This is a genomic window from Bradyrhizobium sp. 61, from assembly GCF_023073075.1.
GTDB lineage: Bacteria > Pseudomonadota > Alphaproteobacteria > Rhizobiales > Xanthobacteraceae > Bradyrhizobium > Bradyrhizobium barranii.
This window is the reverse complement of sequence record NZ_JADPIU010000112.1, coordinates 85544-102036: the sequence shown is the minus strand read 5'-3', so window position 1 is coordinate 102036 and position 16493 is coordinate 85544. Positions and strand designations below refer to the sequence as shown.

Sequence of the window (16493 nt, the reverse complement as noted above, 5' to 3'; positions counted from 1 at the left end):
TCGCCCGTCACGGGGGACGACCCTGATCCTGCTCTTCCAGTGCCAACCGGCGCTATTGCATCGCTTCCTGTCGAACAATCCCGTTCTCAGCCGGCGACACGTCGGCTGCTGCCCGGAGGAGGTCCCGCTTGAGCAGATAGACGGAAGCCGCAAGCAGTACGACATCCTTCATGAGGAAGAGGAACGGCAACGTGGCCGCAGGAAAGCCGCCGGCCGGCGCGGCCCAGGCATCGGGGAAGAACGGAATGATCGTCACGGTGGCGACATAGGTCGCGCATGAACCCAGCGACCCCAGGACCGCCAGTCTTCTGCTCCAGAATCCGAGCAGCAGAAGCAGTCCAAACAGCAATTCCGCTGAACCCAGGAAGTAGGCCGCGCCGCGCACGCCAAGCGCCGGATACAGCCAGAAGATCAGCGGACCATTGCTGATGAACGGAATCAACGCGTGCGCTTCGTAGTCGAACCATTTCTGGCAGCTGAAGACGAAGAACACGACGATCATCGCCACACGCGTGACATGGTAGTCAAAATCGCCTCTGACCAGATCGAGCTCGGACAGCTTCTTTATGAGATGGTCCATCTGAAGTCGTCTCATTCTCGAGGTCGCGGATTGGCGCCAAGGGCGGCGTCGACGTCTGTCATCATCTGAACGGTAGCCAAGCTTCGAAGGACGCGCTGTGCGCGGGTTATCGTGCATTTCTCAAACTTGCGCTGTTCGGCTGCAGGCGATCGGCGCGGCCTGACATCGCGTCGCCCCTGGTGGCTCGCCCTTGGCGCCGCAAACCCATACCAAAGTATGGGTCTGTGCATCACAATCGCGAGATTGTCGGAGGCACCCGCCGAACGCATGCTCGAGGCCGACATGCGCAACCGATCCTGGCGCAGCTACTGGATTTTCCTCAGTTGGGGAGACCGAACATGTGCCTCTCGCGAACAAGCATCGAACGTCACGACAGCAGCCGCCTGGTCAACTGGAGAGCGGCTTGCGCTTCAATCGCCCGTGTTGCGATCGCGTTTCGATGATGATCGCGTCTTGCGAGGGTAAGTCAGGTGAAGGTCCCTTACGTAGGTGTCGTCGATGACGACGAGGCCCTGTGCCTGTCTTTGGTGGATCTGATGCGATCGATCGGCTACCGCTCGGAGCCGTTTGACAGGGCCGAAGCGCTGCTGAGCTACGCCGGCCGATTCAGCTTCGACTGCATCATTGCCGACGTTCACATGCCTGGAATGGGCGGGCTGAACCTCGTTCGCGAGCTCCAGCAGCAGAAGGTCGGAGCGCCGGTGATTCTCATTACCGCACTTCCTCACAAGCAGCTGGACGCCGAAGCGGCCTCGATCGGCGCATTCTGCCTTCTCAGAAAGCCGTTTGAAACGAGCGCGCTGCTTGAGTGTCTCGACAGGAGCCTTCGAAGATGAAAGCGCTCTCGGGTGACGACATCACGTCCTCTATGGCGACGCCATCGTCCGGCGGCGACGAGCCCGCGCGTGCACGACCCCGGGGGGATACGGATTCGCCGCGACATGATCGCCGAAAGGCGGCCCGTTGGGAGAGATGGAACGATTGTTCGGAGCGATGGGGCCGGCTCTTGCTTGCCGCGCGAGCAGGGGATGGAGACGCATATGAGCGCTTGCTGCGGGAGCTGGATCTGTGGCTTCGGGCCTACTACGCGCGCCGGCTTCCTTATCCTGCCGCCGACGATGCGAGGCAGGAGGTGCTCCTTGCCGTTCACGCGAAGCGCCACACGTTTACGCCCTCGAAGCCCTTCGGCGCCTGGGTCACGGCGATTGCCCGCTACAAATGGGTCGATCGCGTTCGCGATGCGTCTCGCTACAGCGCGCTCGCGCTCGACGAAGACATCGCAATCGAGGATCACGAAGGTGCCGCGATCAGCGCTGCTGCGCTGGACCAACTGCTTGGCCGGTTGAAGCCTGCGCAGGAGAGCGTGATCCGCCTCGTGAAGCTCAACGGTCTGAGCATCGCGCGAGCGGCCGGTGCGACCGGACAGTCGGCGGCCCTGGTCAAGATCAATATCCATCGCGGCCTGAAAAAATTGTCGACATTGGTCTCCTGACATCATTGCGGCCGCCGGCCGGGCCGATCGAGACGTCGTGCGAAGGAAAGCCGAAATTGCTTCAACTCCAGAACGAAATGCGATCTACGGTGGCCGACCTGGCGGCGGCGTTCCGCTATGACATCATGGAAGGGCTGAGCCTCGCGCCAAAGGCCATTCCGGCGAGATGGCTTTATGACCGCCGCGGATCGGCTCTGTTTGAAGCCATCACGCTGCTGCCCGAATACTACCCGACACGAACCGAGCGATCGATCCTTGCCTCCGCGGTATCGGAAATCGCCGCGCTCGCGGGGCCGGGCCGCGCAGTCATAGAATTCGGCTCAGGCTCGTCGGCAAAGACGCGACTGTTGCTGGCAGAGACGGAGCCTTCCGCCTATGTGCCGATCGACATCTCGGGCGAGTTCCTCTGGGAGGTTGCGGCAGGCTTGTCGCATGCATTCCCGGGACTGCCGATCTATCCAACCGAGGCCGATTTCACCTATCTATTTGCGCTGCCGGAAGAGATTGCCTCGACTGCGCGCCTCGGTTTCTTTCCGGGGTCGACGATCGGAAACCTCACCGTGCCTGCGGCGGTCGACCTGTTGCGGGCCATGGCGGCGACCCTGGGTGCCGGATCGATGCTGCTGATCGGCATCGATCGTATCAAGCATCAGGATGTTCTGCTGCCGGCATATGACGATCCGCAAGGGCTGACGGCCGCATTCAATCTCAACCTCTTGCATCGGATCAACCGCGAGCTGGGCGGTTCGATTCCCCTGGGCGCCTTTCGCCATTTGGCACGCTGGAATGATGCGGAGGCGCGTATCGAGATGCATCTGGAAGCCACGCGCGACGTCCGCTTCGAGGTCGATGGTCGCGTCTTCTCGTTGTCGAACGGCGAGACCATCCACACGGAGAACAGCCTCAAATACGGGCGGAGGGATGCCTTCGTCCTGCTGCAGGCCGGCGGATGGAATCCCGTCGCCGATTGGACTGACGACAGCGGGCTCTTCTCGGTCATTCTCGCGGAGCAAAGGCCCGCGCCGGCGGCACCCTAGGAGGAATCGGGGTGTAGACGGAATCATTCCAACAATATCGCCTCAATCGGCGCAATCCACGAACAGCGAGGCCCGTACACATGCTGCATAATGTGCGCGTCATCACGGCAATCAACTGCGTTGAGGCGCGACCATGCAACTCCGTTCATCCCTCATCCTGAGCTTCGCCGCCATTCCTCTAACCGCCCTGGCAGATCCGCTCCCGGCGCCGTCGCCGAAAGCGCCGAGCCCGGCTGAGACCGTCCAGGTGCAGCCGCGCGGCAATGAATTCATGCCGAATTCAGTCGCCGAGGATGCGTTGCAGAAGCGCATTACCGACTTCAACCGGAAACTGGAAGGTCTGGACGCAGATCTCGACAAGAAGCTGAAAATCTGCCGCGGGTGTTGATCGAAATCCGGTTCAGCAAACAGCGATAGGTCTGCACATGAGGCACACTGTCACCGGTTCGTTCCACGACGGCGGAAGCGGGTGCGCGCACTTTGAGCGGATCGCCCCGATCCGGGATGACGAGATCGAGCTTGTGGTCAGGGAATTGCAGCATCGCATGCGCAATATCCTGAGCATCGTTCGGTGCTTCGTGAACAACACCGATGCGAATACGACCGCCGATTTTCGCGAGGCGCTCTCGGCACGGATCGCGACCCTGTCCGATGCCTACAGGATGATCGAATCCGCGGGAGAGCAGCGCGTGTCTCTCGCGGCGATGCTGGAGCGAACGCTCAAGCCGCACGCGATGTTTCACAGAGGCCGCATTCTGCTCGCGGGGCCGGCCCTCACGCTGGAGCCGCACATCGCCTTGGCGCTGCACGTCATCATTCACGAGCTGGCTACCAACGCGAGCAAGTACGGCGCGCTGACATCGACGGCAGGAGCCGTCGAGGTGATCTGGGAAAGCCCGCCCTATCTCGGCGGACAAGGTCTTGCGATCCAGTGGCGTGAGCGCGGCGGACCGATTGTGACCAAGCCAGTACGCAAGGGCTTTGGCACGCAATTGATCGCAAGGGCCCTGCCGGGCGCGCAGGTCGATCTCGACTTCGCACCCGACGGCCTTGTCTGCCGGCTTCTGATCGATCTCGGTCAGGCGCTGACCGCGCAAGGGCCTGTCAGTTAGGATCAGGAGGATCGGCACCATGAGTACATTGGCGAGAGCCCAGCGCAAATCATTCGCAAGCAGGCTGCCGATATCGGGGCTGCTTGCGGGAGACCTGGATTACCACATCGTCCGGGCGTCGATGGTGATCCTGTTCTTCTTCTTCGGCTACCAGAAATGGTGGGCGTACGAGGCGGATCGCCTGGACCCCTTCATCAGCAACGGTCCGCTGATCTGGTGGCTCTATCCCGCTTTCGGCCATCAAGGTGCCAGTTGGTTCCTCGGCGTCGCCGAATGGACCTTTGGTGCTTTGATATTCGCGGGCTTCTGGAGCAAGCGGCTCGGCATTCTGGGCGCACTTGGATCTACCGGTACCTTCATCGCAACAGTCACGATCATTCCGTTTATGCCGGACGGTTGGGACGCTGCTGCGGGCGGCTTTCCGGCGATGACGGGCAACGTTCCGTTCCTGATGAAGGATGTCGTGCTGCTTGCAGTATCGTTGTATCTTCTGAAGCAGGACGCGGCGCGTGTCCTGCGACCTGAGGCTTGAGATACACTGCAAGGCAGATACAGATCATGACCAGCGCGAGCATGGGATAGTGCAACGAGACGGCCGCCGCGGCGAGGAAGCCGAGCAGGGTGGTCAAGGATCGCATGCGCATCATCATGCGCGCCTGGCCCGGGATCGCCTCGATCGCCGGCCGGTCGACGGCTTCCCAGCACAGCAACAGATAGGTCGCGTTCACCAGGGCGAATACGCCGGCATAGACGGTGACGGGCAGCGGCGCCAGCCTTGAGCTCGCGATCCAGGCTGTCGAGAACGGCAGCAGCGATACGGAAAACAGATGAGCGAAGTTTCCCCAGATCAATCGGGGCGTCGCCGCGCTGGCATAGTGCAGAAGATGGTGATGGTTCACCCAGACGATGGCGATGAAGAGATAGCTGACTGCGTAGCCGATGACGGTCGGCCAGAGTTCGAACAGAGCATTGAGGCTCGGAGCGTGCGGCGGGCGCAGGTCCAGGGCGAGAATTGTAATAACGACTGCAAAAACCGCGTCCGAGAGGGCATTCAGGCGTTCCGTCTTCGGAGAGTCCGCGGTCATCATTCCTGTTTCCTTGCCGATGCAGGCCTGCGCGGCAGTGTCTCGGCGCCCCGATTAGGCCTGAACAGCAGGCGGGTCATGCCGACGGCCAGCGGGGCGCAATACCGCTGCTCCGCACTTTCGTAGACATTCGGAGCAACCGTCGCATCGGTTACAGCTGCTTCGAAAAAAATCGGGGCAATGCGCAACGACGTGCATGGCGCGGGCTCGTGAACCGTGGCTCTCCGCAACCAAACTTGGCAACGTTCGCAAGTCCCGTTACATGTTGCGGCGTACTGACGCGCTCTCGTCCCACCCCTCGATACGCAAGCGGCGGGGTGATGCGTCGAGACGTCTGGAAATGATTTTCACGACGAGACATCTCGGTATGAGGCTTGATAACGAGACGCACGAACTCGATCTGGTCGCAAAGGCGTTTCAGATTATCTCGAGAGAAATCAGCTATCAGGGATTGGCCAAGGCTCTTCTCATGGAGGCGCTGAGTTATTCCGGGGCTAGTCGAGGGGCGATCCTGCTCAGCGGGCAACGAGAGCTGCTTGCCAAGGCCGATGCGAGCTTCCCGCGCGAGAGGGCGAACTTCCTTGCCTCCTTCCCGCCGCACGCCGAATTCCGCCTGCCGAGCGACCTTGCCGAACAGGTGCTCGATCGAAAGCAAACGGTCGTGAGGCAAGCCGGCGCGGAGAGCTCGGCACTGATCGATCCCGCAAACCCGCCGTCTGGAAAGATAGCGCAGCTGTGCCTGCCGTTGATTCACCAGCACTGGGCGATCGGCGTTCTCTATCTCGAAGCGGATGGAGGTGCGGAGATCTTCACGCCGCGATGCGTCTGGGTGACATCCATGCTGGCCAATCAGGCCGCCGTCTCATTCGAATCCGTCCGCCTGTTCGAGGCGCTGCGCGAGACCAATATGTGGATGGTCAGAGGTCAGCAGATCGGCGGGATGGGCAGCTATCGCTGGAACACGCGGACCCTGCTCTCCCGCGGATCGCGCGAATGTTATCGCATTCTGGATATCGATCTGGACGTGAACCCCGTGCCCTTCGAGGTGTTCAGGAGCCGGGTCCACCCCGAGGATTATCCCGCGCTGGAGCAGGACCTCACCGAGGCGATCAGCACGAAGTCGCCCTTCACCCACGAGTACCGCGTGGTCCACCGGGACGGCAAGATGTTGCATGTCGTCGCCGTCGGGCAATTCGATGAGGGGCCCACGGGAGACCTCGAGCTGGAAGGCATCATCACGGACGTGTCGCAACGGAAGGCGGCGGAGCAGGCTCTCGCCGACGCGCGAAACGAGCTTGCGCGCGCGACGGGTCTGACGTCCCTTGGCGAGCTCGCCGGCTCGATCATTCACGAGATCGATCAGCCGCTGACGGGGATGATCATGAGTGCGGAAGCTTGCCTCCGGTGGCTCGCCAGGGATCCCGTTCAGGCCGCGGAGGCCCGGAAATCGGTCGCGCGCATCATCAGACAGGCACGTCGAGCCGCGGAGGTTGTGACCGGGGTCCGCTCCCTCGTGCGGGGCACGCAGGTCCATTTTGCCGAGTTCGATATCAACGATGCGGTTGCGGAGGTTCTGCTTCTGTCGAACAGGGAAATCGAGCGTGCCGGGGTCATCGTCCGTACCGACTTCGATCGATCATCGCCCCGTGTCGAAGCAGACCGTGTTCAGGTCCAGCAGGTCGCCCTCAACCTCGTGCGCAACGCGATCGAGGCCATGACCGCGGTCGAGGACGGGAACCGCATTTTGGCCCTCTCTTCGGGGGTCGCCGATGGTATGATTTCCGTGGCAATCGCGGATACGGGGGGCGGCATCAGCCCGGCTGATAGAGAGCGGGTCTTCGAGACGCTCTATACGACGAAGGGAGCGGGACTCGGTCTGGGACTGTCGATCTGCCGCAAGATAGTGAAACTCCACGGAGGACAGCTATGGGTGGAAGAAAACGGGAGGTGCGGAGCGAAGTTCACCTTCGCTCTCCCGCTTCGCCAGGCGGTTCAGACGTCGGAAAGCCGGTAGACATGCCTCCTTCCGGCGTTGTTCATATCGTCGACGATGACCGCGCGGTTCGCGAGTCCCTTGGCGACCTGCTCGAGTCCCTGCACTACAAGGTCGCCCTGTACGGATCTGCTTCGGATTTCCTCAAGGTCGAGCTGTCGGATGCCCCTGCGTGTCTGGTGCTCGATGTCAGATTGCCCGGCACGAGTGGCTTGGAGCTGCAGGAGTACCTGACGAAAATCAATGTCGGAATCCCGGTGATCCTGATGACCGCCTTTGGCGACATTCCCATGTCGGTCAGAGGCATGAAGCTGGGGGCGGTCGATTTTCTCACCAAGCCGATACGGGATCAGGATCTTCTCGATGCGATCACGGCCGCGATCCGAAAGGACATCGATCGGCGTGACGACAGCGCGCACCTGGCGCAGTTGCAGGAGAAGTTTGCACTCCTGACCACGCGCGAGCGGCAAGTGATGACGCTGGTGGCATCCGGTCTGATGAACAAGCAGGTCGCCAGCGAGCTCTCGATCAGCGAAGCGACAGTCAAGATGCATCGTGGCAGCGTGATGCGGAAGCTCGGGGCAAAAACCGCGGCAATGCTCGTCCGAATGGCAGAAGCGCTCCAACTCCAGGGCTGAAGCTTCGGGACTGGCATCTCGTGCTGAATCATCTCGGCGCCGTCACTGCACGCGACCCATACCTAAGTATGGGCCGGAACAGCACAAGCGTGAGATTGTCCGCCAGCGCGATGAAAAGCATGTTGCCCCTGTGCGGTGCTGCCATCCGGCGTTGGCAGCGCGCCTTGACCGGAGAGGTAACGCCACGTGCAGCTTGCGGCTTCAACGCCCGTATCCAGGCGATCAGGGCATCTCCTCCGTGCAGAAATTCGTTGACGATTGGACGCGGCCATCCGGAGCACAGAACAGGGCGACGACGATGGGGATGTACGTATCAAATTCGAGTGAGAGCACGCCACGGATGGCGGTCTCCGCTTCGCCAATCCGGCCGGTGGACGAGACGCTGTCTTCCAGGCCGTCCGACGCGGCGCTTCATCCGACGGTCAGCATAACGCCTTCCGAGCCGGTGAAGCGCCTTGGGATAGGCTGGCGTTGGTGGTTTTCGGAGAGCGTTCACCTCCCGGTCGGCAACAGGATTGAATTTCGCTTTCAGGGATCGAGACATCTCCTGGCGTTGTACAACGAGGGAGCGCGGAAAAGCGGTGAGACCTCCATCGATGGCCTCTGCTCGTCGAAGCTGCGCGGTTCCGAGCACAGGCTGACCTTTGTCCCGGCGGGACGCGCCTATCGGGAATGGCATGAGACTGCCTCGTCCGCGCAGGTGACCTTCCTCTATTTCGATCCCGCCGCGCTTCACAAGTCCGACGACGGCGCGGCCGGGCTCGCGCCGAGAATATACTTCGAGGATCCGCTGGTCTGGGAGACCGCCTCCAAATTGAAGAAGGCGATCGAGAGCGCCGAGACGAATTGCGCGCCCTACCTCGAGGCGCTCTGCGGCGTGCTCGCCCACGAGTTGTCCAGGTCTGATCACGATGTTGTTCGCGAACCGGCAGCGGTCAGTCGTGGAGGTCTCGCGGGTTGGCAGAAGCGTGTCGTGGTCGAGTACGTCGAGGGGCATCTGGGAGAACAGGTCTGCCTCCTCAAGCTCGCCGAGCTCGTCAGGCTCAGCGTTCACCACTTCTGCCGCGCTTTCAAGAAGTCGTTCGGAATCCCGGCCTACCAGTATCAGGTGCAGCGACGCATGGAGTTCGCCAAGCTGCGGCTGGCGGATCGCGCGGTATCGATTACGGACATCGCACTCAGCCTGGGCTATGCGCAAACGAGCTCCTTCAGCTCCGCCTTTCGCAAAGCGACGGGTTGGACTCCTACGGACTATCGCAGGGAGTTCGAATGAATAGATCCGAGGCACGATAAATCGGGCAGGGCAGGCGACAGGCAGTCTCGTACGGGCAGAAATCCCCGGGGAACCTGTAACCGGATCGCCCCGAGCCACGAAATGTCCAGGTGAGACCGCCTCGGATCGGCTGCCATCGGATCATCGATTTCACCGGGCGCAACAGGTGTCGAGGGAGGGACCACAGATGACGAGCATTCGATACCGCAAGGTGGACGTGGACGGACTCAACGTATTTTACCGGGAGGCTGGCCGGGCTGACGCGCCCGCCTTGCTGCTGCTGCACGGCTTTCCGACGGCCGGCCACATGTTCCGCGAGTTGATCCCGGCGCTCTCGGATCGCTTCCGATTGGTGGCGCCGGATTTGCCCGGGTTCGGCCAGTCCGACATGCCGGCTCGCGAAAGCTTTGCCTATACGTTCGCCGCGTTGGCGCAGGTGATCGAACGGTTCACGGAAGTCATCGGACTTCCTCGCTTCTCGCTCTACGTCTTCGACTATGGCGCGCCGACGGGCTTTCGGATGGCTCTTCGACATCCCGAACGCATCGCTTCCATCATCTCGCAGAATGGCAATGCCTATGAGGAGGGATTGAGCGAAGGTTGGAGCCCGATCCGGGCTTACTGGCAAGATGCATCGCAAGCGAACCGGGCGATGTTGCGATCATTCCTTTCGCCGGAGACGACGGTCTGGCAATACACCCACGGGGTGCCTGACGCCTCCCTGGTCTCCCCTGACGGATACACGCTGGACAACCATTATCTCGAGCGCCCTGGCGCGGACGAGATCCAGCTCGATCTTTTCGGCGACTACAGGACCAACGTCGCCATGTATCCGGAATTCCAGGCCTATTTCCGCGAGCACAAGCCGCCCTTCCTGGCGGTCTGGGGCAAGAACGATCCCTTTTTCCTGCCGGCGGGCGCGAAGGCGTTTCAGCGCGACATGCCGGGCGCCGAAGTGCGCTTCTTCGACACGGGGCACTTTGCGCTCGAGACTCATGCGCGGGAGATCGCAGCGGCGATCGGCGATTTTCTTGCCCGGCCGAATTCAAATGGGTAACCGCCGCTTCCCTCGCCGCGAAAAACGTCAGGAGAGCTATCATGCGCGCCATCGTTCTTGAAAAATTCGGCGGCCTGGACAGCCTCGTCTATCGGGACGTTCCGGAGCCGGAGCCGCAGCCCGGTCATGCCGTCATCGAAGTCAAGGGATTCGGCATCAATCATGCGGAAATGCACATGCGCCGGGGTGAATGGGCCGAAGCGGCGCCGATCAGCGGCATCGAATGCGTCGGTCGCGTGAAGTCGTGTCCGGGCGGAGAATTTCCGGTGGGCGCCAAGGTGGCCGCATTGATGGGCGGTCTCGGCCGGACCATCAACGGTAGCTACGCCGAATACACGCGTGCGCCGGTCTCGAATGTCGCATCGATCGATGCGGATTTGCCCTGGGCCGAGCTCGCAGCGATCCCCGAAACCTTCGCGACGGCATGGACCTGTCTCTTTCGAAATCTCGATCTCGAGAAGGGTCAGCTTCTCGTCATCCGCGGAGCGACGTCCTCGTTCGGTCAGGCGGCACTCAAGCTCGCGGTCAATGCCGGCGCGCGGGTCATCGCGACGACGCGCAGCCGGGAGCGCTTTGCCATGCTGGAGAAGCTCGGAGCCGCGCGGTGCGAAATTGAACGGCGCGATCTCTCAAAGCATCTGCCCGAGGCGAAGCAGGTGGACGCGGTCCTGGACCTCGTCGGCAACAGCGTCGTGCTCGACTCCCTCGCCATGCTTCGGCGCGGCGGCCGCTCCTGTCTCGCCGGCTGGCTCGGCGGGCTTGATCCGATTCCGGATTTCAATCCGCTGCTGCAGATGCCGAGCGGCGTCTATCTGACCTTCTTCGGCAGCTTCGTGTTCGGCACGCCCGGGTTTCCGCTCTCCGACGTGCCGCTGCGGGAAATCGCCGCCGACGCCGCGGCCGGCCGGCTGGACGTCAAGCCGGCGCGGATCTTTCGCTTCGACGAGATTCGCGAGGCGCATCGCATCATGGAGGCGAACGAGGCCGTCGGAAAGATGGTCGTCGTTCGCGACTGATATTTGCAAGCTTGGTATTCGGGAGAGTTCATATGTCGAAATCAGTCGCCATCGTGACGGGTGCGAGCCAGGGAATCGGCCGGGCGACCGCGGTGCGCCTGGCGCGCGATTTCTCGGCGCTTGCCCTGGTCGCGCGAAACCGCGCCAATCTCGAGGACACCGCAAGGGCGGTCCGGGCCGCCGGCGCCGGGGTGCTCGTGATCGATGCCGATCTGGCCGAACCTCGTGCCGCTCAATCTGTCGTCGACCAGACCATGGCGGCGTTCGGCCGGATCGATGCCCTGCTCAATATCGCAGGCGCGGTACCTCAGGTCGATCTGTTCGAGACGACGGAGGCACAGTGGGACGCCGGACTGGCGTTGAAGCTGCATGGCGCCCGGCGGCTCACGATCGCCGCCTGGCCGTCGCTCATGGCCGCGAAGGGGGCGGTGGTGTTGATGTCGGGAAACTCGGCCTCCTTCCCCAAGGCGCCCTATGCAGCGGTCGGCACCATCAACGCTGCAATCGTCGCCCTGGCAAAGGCGTTCTCCGACAAGGGAATCAGCGATGGCGTCCAGGTCAACAGCGTCCTGCCGGGGCCGGTGATGACGGGCCGCCGCCGCTCCTACCTCGAGCACTGGGCGCCCCTGCACAACATGACCGTCGAGGAAGCCACGGCGAAGTTTCCCAAGGACGCCGGGATCGCGCGTTACGGCGAGCCGGAGGAGATTGCCGAGTTGATGGCGTTCCTCGTATCGCCCGGCGCGCGCTGGATGACCGGCTCGGCATTGCGGATGGACGGCGGCGAGGTGAAATCGATATAATCGGTTTGCACCCGAAGGGCGTCCGCGGAAGTGGCCCACTTGCAAAAGCGTTCGATGCGCGCAAGCATGGAGTAAGGGCTCTTTCGCTCTTCGCGAGCGCTGAGGAATAGCGACAAAACCGTCATGCAGTTTGACACCAAGATCGCGGTCGTGGTCCGCACCGACCTTGAGCCGTGGCAGAAGCTGAACGTGGCCTCTTTCCTCGCCGGCGGGATCGCGGCGGCTTTCCCGGCCTGCATCGGCGACCCCTACGAAGACGGCTCCGGGACGAAATATCTGCCGTTGATCGGCCAGCCCATCCTGATCTATGGCGCCGACCGCGCGGCGCTATCACGCGCGCTCGATCGCGCACTGACGCGCGGAGTGACGCCGGGGCTCTATACCGAGGACATGTTCAGGACCGCTCACGACGCCGCCAACCGCGAAGTCGTGAAGGCGGTTTCCCGCACAGACCTGAATCTGGTTGGGATTTCGATGCGCGCCGAGCGCAAGGTGATCGACAAGATCGTCGACGGGTTGAAATTTCACGGCTGACGCTTCCCGATCTGCCCCGGCCGGCCTTTTCAGCCTTCGCCGGATCTGGCTCTGAGGAGCTCGTCGCGGCGCCTGATCAGAATCTCGAGCCGTGCGGCCTGATCGTCAATTCGCTGGCTGACAAGCTCTTCGCTCATCGCGGCGAAATGTGAGGCGGACTGTTCAATCAGCTCGCGAAGCTTCGCCGCCGTGGCGGCAATCTGGCGCTCGATTTCAGCGAGGTGGATGTCTTCACCGTGCATGGTGGGTCTTTGATCTCGGAGCTTGGCGGGCGATCGGGCGCGGTCTTCAGAAGTACAGGTGACGGGCACCGTGCATTTCAAGGACACATCCCCTCTGAGTGCGCGTCGCCCTCATCAGATCGCTTCCGCAATCGGCGCACTTGACGAGCGCCTCCACGGGCCCGCCGTCGACAGCGAGAGCGCCAAGGCAGGACACGGTGTTGCATGCCGCACACCGGATCTTCGTCAGGGTAATGTCAAAGGCAAAGGCTTCTTGAAGCAAGTGTGTGCCGGGATCACCGCCAAGAATGAGGTCGGCGATGTTGTCTGCCATGGCGATCATGCTCCTGTTGGCCCGAAACGCTCGGTTCTTATGGCGAGGGGGTCGAAGCCGAGCCTCACGAGCATGCTCGAGACGCCTTCGACAAACCCCGTGGGACCGCAAATGAAGAACGTGGGATTCTGCTCGCGCGTAAAGCTGCTCTCTGCGAGCAGTGCCTCGTTGACCCGCCCCCGATGTCCGTTCCAGCCGTTCGGATGCTCGCGGGTGAGCGCATAGACCAGGCGCAGGTCGCGATCGCCACGAGCCATCGTATCAAGTTCATCCCGGTACACGACGTCGGCAAGGCTGCGTGCCGAATAGATCAATGATGCCGGTATGGGTGCGAGCGTCCTCCTGCGGTGGCGCAACATGGCCATCAAAGGCGTAATCCCGGTGCCGCCCGCGACCAGGCAAATCGGTCCACCGCGCGTTTGGCTCCAGATGAAATGCCGCCCAATGGGTCCCCGAAATTCGAGAGCGTCGCCAACCTGCAATTCGTCGAGGAGATAGGAGGACACCTCACCGTTCTCGACCCGTTCGACGGTGAGAGTGAGCAGCTTTTCTTCCGGAGGCGACGCGATCGAGTAGCTTCGTTCGGCCTGATAGCCGTCATCGGCGCTGAGACGGATGTCGACGTGCTGGCCGGGCCAGTGCCCGGACCAGTTGGCCGGCTGCAGGATGAGGCTCTTCACCCGGCTTGTCTCAGCCACGATGGCCTGTACGCGACCGGTCTGCCACGCGATCCTGGGCTGCTGCAGAGGCGCATCAGTCGCCGTCATAACGTTGCTCCCGCCAGGGATCGCCATAGTTGTGATAACCGCGCGATTCCCAGAACCCGGGCTCGTCCTTGGGCATGAAGCGGAGCCTTCGCAGCCACTTTGCGCTCTTCCAGAAGTAGAGATGCGGCACCAGAAGTCGCGCGGGGCCGCCGTGCGCCGGGGCAAGCGGTAGACCCTCATAGCGGGTCGCGATCATCGCCTTTCCCGCGACCAGGTCGGACACCGAAAGGTTCGTGGTGTATCCGCCGTCGCAATGCGCCATGACATAGGCGTCCGGCGGCTCGCTCAGCCCGACCACCCTGAGAAGATCGTCGAAGCTGACGCCCCGCCAGGCCGTGCTGAGCTTCGTCCATTTGGTGACGCAGTGAATGTCGACCGTGATCGTGGTCTGGGGCAGTGCCTCGAATTCGTCCCAGGTCCATTTCCCCAGCAACGACCCGCCGAGTTGAAGCGCAATCTTCCAGTCGGCGACACGGACCTCCGGCGTGGGTCCGGCGGACAGCACCGGGAAGTCGGTCGTCAGATACTGACCCGGCGGCAGCCGGGCGGCTTCGGGTGTCTGTCGCCTGGATTTGAAGCCACGAGAAACGGGAGGTCGGTCCATGGAAGCGTGCCCTTGTGCGGTGACGCGCAGGATGTCCCAACGCGCGTCGGCGTAACCTGCAGCCCACGTCAGCGCACATGAACCCTGATCGATGCCTTGTCGATGGCCGTCGCGGTGAATGCATCAAGATTGCGAAAGACGAAGCAATCACGGCTGCGCAGGCAAGAGCTGTTTCAATGTCAAATGCGGCTTCGTCCTGAAGTGGTTCAGAAGGAGGAGACGATGTCGAGCGTGAGCCAGCCCTTGCATTCCGACGAACTCGCTTACCTCACCGCGCACGAACTGGCGGCTCGCATCCGGCGGCGTGAGCTGTCGCCGGTTGACGTGGTCGATGCGTTCATCCGGCGCATCGAAGCGCGCAACCCGAGCCTGAATGCGCTGGTCTATCTCGATTTCGACGGCGCCCGCGCGAGAGCGAAAGAGGCCGAGCGCGCATTGGTCGCCGGCGAGTCGTGGGGGCCGCTGCACGGCATCCCGTCGGCGCTCAAGGATCTGTTCGACTTCAAGCCGGGCTGGCCTGCGAGCCTGGGCGGCATCCGCGCGCTCAAGCATCACGTCGTGAACGGTTACTGCGTGTTCTGCGAACGCATGGAGAAGCGCGGCGGCGCCGTGTTCCTCGGCAAGACCAACAGCCCCCTCATGGGATTCCGAGGCACCTGCGACAACTACCTGTTTGGTCCCACGCGCAACCCGTTCAATCTTGCCAAGAACACGGGCGGCTCATCCGGAGGAAGCGCCGCGGCGGTCGCCGATGGACTGCTACCCATTGCAGAAGGTACGGATGCCGGCGGCTCGATACGAATCCCTTCCGCCTGGTGTGGGGTCTATGGCTACAAGGCGTCGTTCGGACGCGTGCCGTTCCTCGTGCGTCCCAACGCGTTCGGCGTGGCCGACTCTCCGTTCCTGTTCGAAGGGCCCATCACACGGACGGTCGAAGATGCCGCAATCGCGTTGAACGTACTTGCCGGCCCTGATCCGCGCGATCCCTTCAGCCTGATCGAGCCGCCCGTCGACTTCACCGCGGCGACCCGTCGTTCGATCCGGGGCCTCAAGATTGCCTATAGTCCGGATCTGGACGTCTTTCCGGTCGACGGAAAGGTCGCGGCGACGGTCCGTCGCGCGGTACAGGCGTTCGAGGAAGCCGGCGCTCACGTGGAGGAAGTGAAGCTCGGCATCGTTCGCTCGCAACGGGAGCTGAGCGACGTCTGGTCGCGTCTCTACATGCTTCTGAACCTGCAGGCGATCGAGAACATGAAGCGCGACGGCATCGATCTGTTCGGCAAGCATCGCGACGACTTTCCACCTGAATATATGGATTGGGTCGAGAAGACCAATCGCATGTCGGGGCTCGATTTCTTCCGCGACCAGGCCGTCCGGTCGGAGGTTTACGATGCCTTCCAGAACGTCCTTGAAAGATTCGATCTGTTGGTCACGCCGACCGTCGCGTGCCCGCCGGTCGACAACGCCAGCGACGGCAACACGGCTGGACCGAAGTCGATCAATGGTGTCGAGATAGATCCTCTGATCGGATGGGCCCTGACCTACTTCGTCAACTTCACCGGTCATCCGGCAGCCTCGATTCCGGCGGGTCTGTCCGACGGTCTTCCGGTCGGGATGCAGATCATAGGTCGGCGAAACGCCGACTTCGACGTGCTGGCTGCGAGCGCGGCTTTCGAGCGGCTTCGCCCCTGGCAGGACAATTACCGGATCTGCCGCGAGCGACCCCTGAGAGCAGCCCCGCTTTCAGACCTCACCCGCTGACCTTGCACCCTCTCGGTCGTTTCCATGGCCCGTCCGCATGCGATCGCGGCCGCGCGTCTTGCTTTCGAAGCGTGAACCTCTTTACCGATCGCAAGTTTGGCACGGAATGCATCAAGATGGCCAAAGCGGAAGCAATCCCCAGCGCGCAGGATCTTCCGCGACTGGCTAAGTCATCTCTCGACAGGT

General features: G+C 62.3%; 19 protein-coding genes and 1 pseudogene. 14 read left to right on the top strand and 6 right to left on the bottom strand.

Features of this window, described 5'->3' with window-relative positions; translation table 11 throughout:
• Window positions 1–52: 52 nt before the first annotated feature.
• A complete protein-coding gene (locus IVB46_RS43135) occupies window positions 53–580 on the bottom strand; it encodes a DUF417 family protein (RefSeq protein ID WP_256468725.1) in 528 nt (175 codons plus the stop codon).
• Window positions 581–1050: 470 nt separating this feature from the next.
• Between IVB46_RS43135 and IVB46_RS43130 the strand changes: the two genes are divergently transcribed.
• From IVB46_RS43130 to IVB46_RS43105, 6 genes are all read left to right on the top strand, one after another.
• Window positions 1051–1416, top strand: coding sequence for a response regulator (locus tag IVB46_RS43130; protein ID WP_063980875.1), 366 nt, complete (start codon window positions 1051–1053; stop codon window positions 1414–1416).
• Window positions 1417–1628: 212 nt separating this feature from the next.
• Window positions 1629–2072: a sigma-70 family RNA polymerase sigma factor gene (locus tag IVB46_RS43125; protein ID WP_247316173.1), complete on the top strand. Its 444-nt coding sequence runs from the start codon at window positions 1629–1631 to the stop codon at window positions 2070–2072.
• A gap of 56 nt (window positions 2073–2128) precedes the next feature.
• The gene (egtD, locus tag IVB46_RS43120) at window positions 2129–3109 is read left to right on the top strand and encodes an L-histidine N(alpha)-methyltransferase (RefSeq protein WP_247316172.1); all 981 of its coding nucleotides are present in this window, start codon (window positions 2129–2131) and stop codon (window positions 3107–3109) included.
• 133 nt (window positions 3110–3242) lie between these two features.
• Window positions 3243–3497: a hypothetical protein gene (locus IVB46_RS43115; protein ID WP_063980878.1), complete on the top strand. Its 255-nt coding sequence runs from the start codon at window positions 3243–3245 to the stop codon at window positions 3495–3497.
• Window positions 3498–3534: 37 nt separating this feature from the next.
• Window positions 3535–4221 carry a sensor histidine kinase gene (locus tag IVB46_RS43110; RefSeq protein ID WP_247346013.1) on the top strand — a complete coding sequence of 229 codons (687 nt, stop codon included), beginning with the start codon at window positions 3535–3537 and terminating at the stop codon, window positions 4219–4221.
• 19 nt (window positions 4222–4240) lie between these two features.
• Window positions 4241–4753: a DUF417 family protein gene (locus IVB46_RS43105; protein ID WP_084794953.1), complete on the top strand. Its 513-nt coding sequence runs from the start codon at window positions 4241–4243 to the stop codon at window positions 4751–4753.
• Window positions 4754–5036: 283 nt separating this feature from the next.
• Here IVB46_RS43105 and IVB46_RS43100 read toward each other — a convergent pair.
• Window positions 5037–5306: pseudogene (locus tag IVB46_RS43100) on the bottom strand (TMEM175 family protein); the annotation flags it as partial.
• A 340-nt stretch (window positions 5307–5646) separates the two neighbouring features.
• On the opposite strand from IVB46_RS43100, the gene IVB46_RS43095 reads away from it, so the two are divergent.
• The 7 genes from IVB46_RS43095 (at window position 5647) to IVB46_RS43065 (ending at window position 12620) form a co-directional block, all read left to right on the top strand.
• Entirely contained in the window at window positions 5647–7320 is a 1674-nt protein-coding gene (locus tag IVB46_RS43095; RefSeq protein ID WP_247316170.1) for an ATP-binding protein, read from the top strand.
• Between the two features lie 2 nt (window positions 7321–7322).
• The gene (locus IVB46_RS43090; protein WP_166078228.1) at window positions 7323–7937 is read left to right on the top strand and encodes a response regulator; all 615 of its coding nucleotides are present in this window, start codon (window positions 7323–7325) and stop codon (window positions 7935–7937) included.
• 370 nt (window positions 7938–8307) lie between these two features.
• Window positions 8308–9210 (top strand): AraC family transcriptional regulator, encoded by a 903-nt coding sequence (locus IVB46_RS43085; protein ID WP_247316169.1) that lies wholly within the window; start codon window positions 8308–8310, stop codon window positions 9208–9210.
• Between the two features lie 187 nt (window positions 9211–9397).
• Complete coding sequence (locus IVB46_RS43080; RefSeq protein WP_247316168.1) at window positions 9398–10267, top strand: alpha/beta hydrolase; 870 nt, start codon at window positions 9398–9400, stop codon at window positions 10265–10267.
• Window positions 10268–10308: 41 nt separating this feature from the next.
• On the top strand, window positions 10309–11283 hold the full coding sequence (locus IVB46_RS43075) for a zinc-binding alcohol dehydrogenase family protein (RefSeq protein WP_247316166.1): 975 nt from the start codon (window positions 10309–10311) through the stop codon (window positions 11281–11283).
• 32 nt (window positions 11284–11315) lie between these two features.
• The gene (locus tag IVB46_RS43070) at window positions 11316–12086 is read left to right on the top strand and encodes an SDR family oxidoreductase (protein WP_208068721.1); all 771 of its coding nucleotides are present in this window, start codon (window positions 11316–11318) and stop codon (window positions 12084–12086) included.
• A 123-nt stretch (window positions 12087–12209) separates the two neighbouring features.
• Entirely contained in the window at window positions 12210–12620 is a 411-nt protein-coding gene (locus tag IVB46_RS43065) for a DUF2000 family protein (RefSeq protein WP_247316165.1), read from the top strand.
• 29 nt (window positions 12621–12649) lie between these two features.
• On the opposite strand, the gene IVB46_RS43060 is transcribed toward IVB46_RS43065, so the two are convergent.
• From IVB46_RS43060 to IVB46_RS43045, 4 genes are read right to left on the bottom strand one after another with little or no spacing between them, the layout of a single operon-like run.
• Window positions 12650–12943, bottom strand: coding sequence for a hypothetical protein (locus tag IVB46_RS43060; protein WP_247316164.1), 294 nt, complete (start codon window positions 12941–12943; stop codon window positions 12650–12652).
• Complete coding sequence (locus IVB46_RS43055) at window positions 12909–13175, bottom strand: DUF6510 family protein (RefSeq protein ID WP_224580600.1); 267 nt, start codon at window positions 13173–13175, stop codon at window positions 12909–12911. The genes IVB46_RS43060 and IVB46_RS43055 overlap by 35 nt, the downstream gene beginning before the upstream one ends.
• A gap of 5 nt (window positions 13176–13180) precedes the next feature.
• On the bottom strand, window positions 13181–13942 hold the full coding sequence (locus IVB46_RS43050; protein ID WP_247316163.1) for a ferredoxin reductase: 762 nt from the start codon (window positions 13940–13942) through the stop codon (window positions 13181–13183).
• Window positions 13929–14546 (bottom strand): sulfite oxidase-like oxidoreductase, encoded by a 618-nt coding sequence (locus IVB46_RS43045; protein ID WP_247316162.1) that lies wholly within the window; start codon window positions 14544–14546, stop codon window positions 13929–13931. Before IVB46_RS43045 ends, IVB46_RS43050 begins: the two co-directional genes overlap by 14 nt.
• 222 nt (window positions 14547–14768) lie before the next feature.
• On the opposite strand from IVB46_RS43045, the gene IVB46_RS43040 reads away from it, so the two are divergent.
• Window positions 14769–16307 carry an amidase gene (locus tag IVB46_RS43040; RefSeq protein WP_247316161.1) on the top strand — a complete coding sequence of 513 codons (1539 nt, stop codon included), beginning with the start codon at window positions 14769–14771 and terminating at the stop codon, window positions 16305–16307.
• The last annotated feature ends 186 nt before the right edge of the window (window positions 16308–16493 follow it).

Coding starts and splice junctions, on each gene's coding strand:
- IVB46_RS43070 (WP_208068721.1), top strand. CDS start 11,316: ATGTCGAAATCAGTCGCCATCGTGACGGGTGCGAGCCAGGGAATCGGC.
- IVB46_RS43105 (WP_084794953.1), top strand. CDS start 4,241: ATGAGTACATTGGCGAGAGCCCAGCGCAAATCATTCGCAAGCAGGCTG.
- IVB46_RS43055 (WP_224580600.1), bottom strand. CDS start 13,175: ATGGCAGACAACATCGCCGACCTCATTCTTGGCGGTGATCCCGGCACA.
- IVB46_RS43090 (WP_166078228.1), top strand. CDS start 7,323: ATGCCTCCTTCCGGCGTTGTTCATATCGTCGACGATGACCGCGCGGTT.
- IVB46_RS43040 (WP_247316161.1), top strand. CDS start 14,769: ATGTCGAGCGTGAGCCAGCCCTTGCATTCCGACGAACTCGCTTACCTC.
- IVB46_RS43045 (WP_247316162.1), bottom strand. CDS start 14,546: ATGGACCGACCTCCCGTTTCTCGTGGCTTCAAATCCAGGCGACAGACA.
- IVB46_RS43095 (WP_247316170.1), top strand. CDS start 5,647: ATGATTTTCACGACGAGACATCTCGGTATGAGGCTTGATAACGAGACG.
- IVB46_RS43050 (WP_247316163.1), bottom strand. CDS start 13,942: ATGACGGCGACTGATGCGCCTCTGCAGCAGCCCAGGATCGCGTGGCAG.
- IVB46_RS43065 (WP_247316165.1), top strand. CDS start 12,210: ATGCAGTTTGACACCAAGATCGCGGTCGTGGTCCGCACCGACCTTGAG.
- IVB46_RS43110 (WP_247346013.1), top strand. CDS start 3,535: ATGAGGCACACTGTCACCGGTTCGTTCCACGACGGCGGAAGCGGGTGC.
- IVB46_RS43115 (WP_063980878.1), top strand. CDS start 3,243: ATGCAACTCCGTTCATCCCTCATCCTGAGCTTCGCCGCCATTCCTCTA.
- IVB46_RS43080 (WP_247316168.1), top strand. CDS start 9,398: ATGACGAGCATTCGATACCGCAAGGTGGACGTGGACGGACTCAACGTA.
- IVB46_RS43135 (WP_256468725.1), bottom strand. CDS start 580: ATGGACCATCTCATAAAGAAGCTGTCCGAGCTCGATCTGGTCAGAGGC.
- IVB46_RS43075 (WP_247316166.1), top strand. CDS start 10,309: ATGCGCGCCATCGTTCTTGAAAAATTCGGCGGCCTGGACAGCCTCGTC.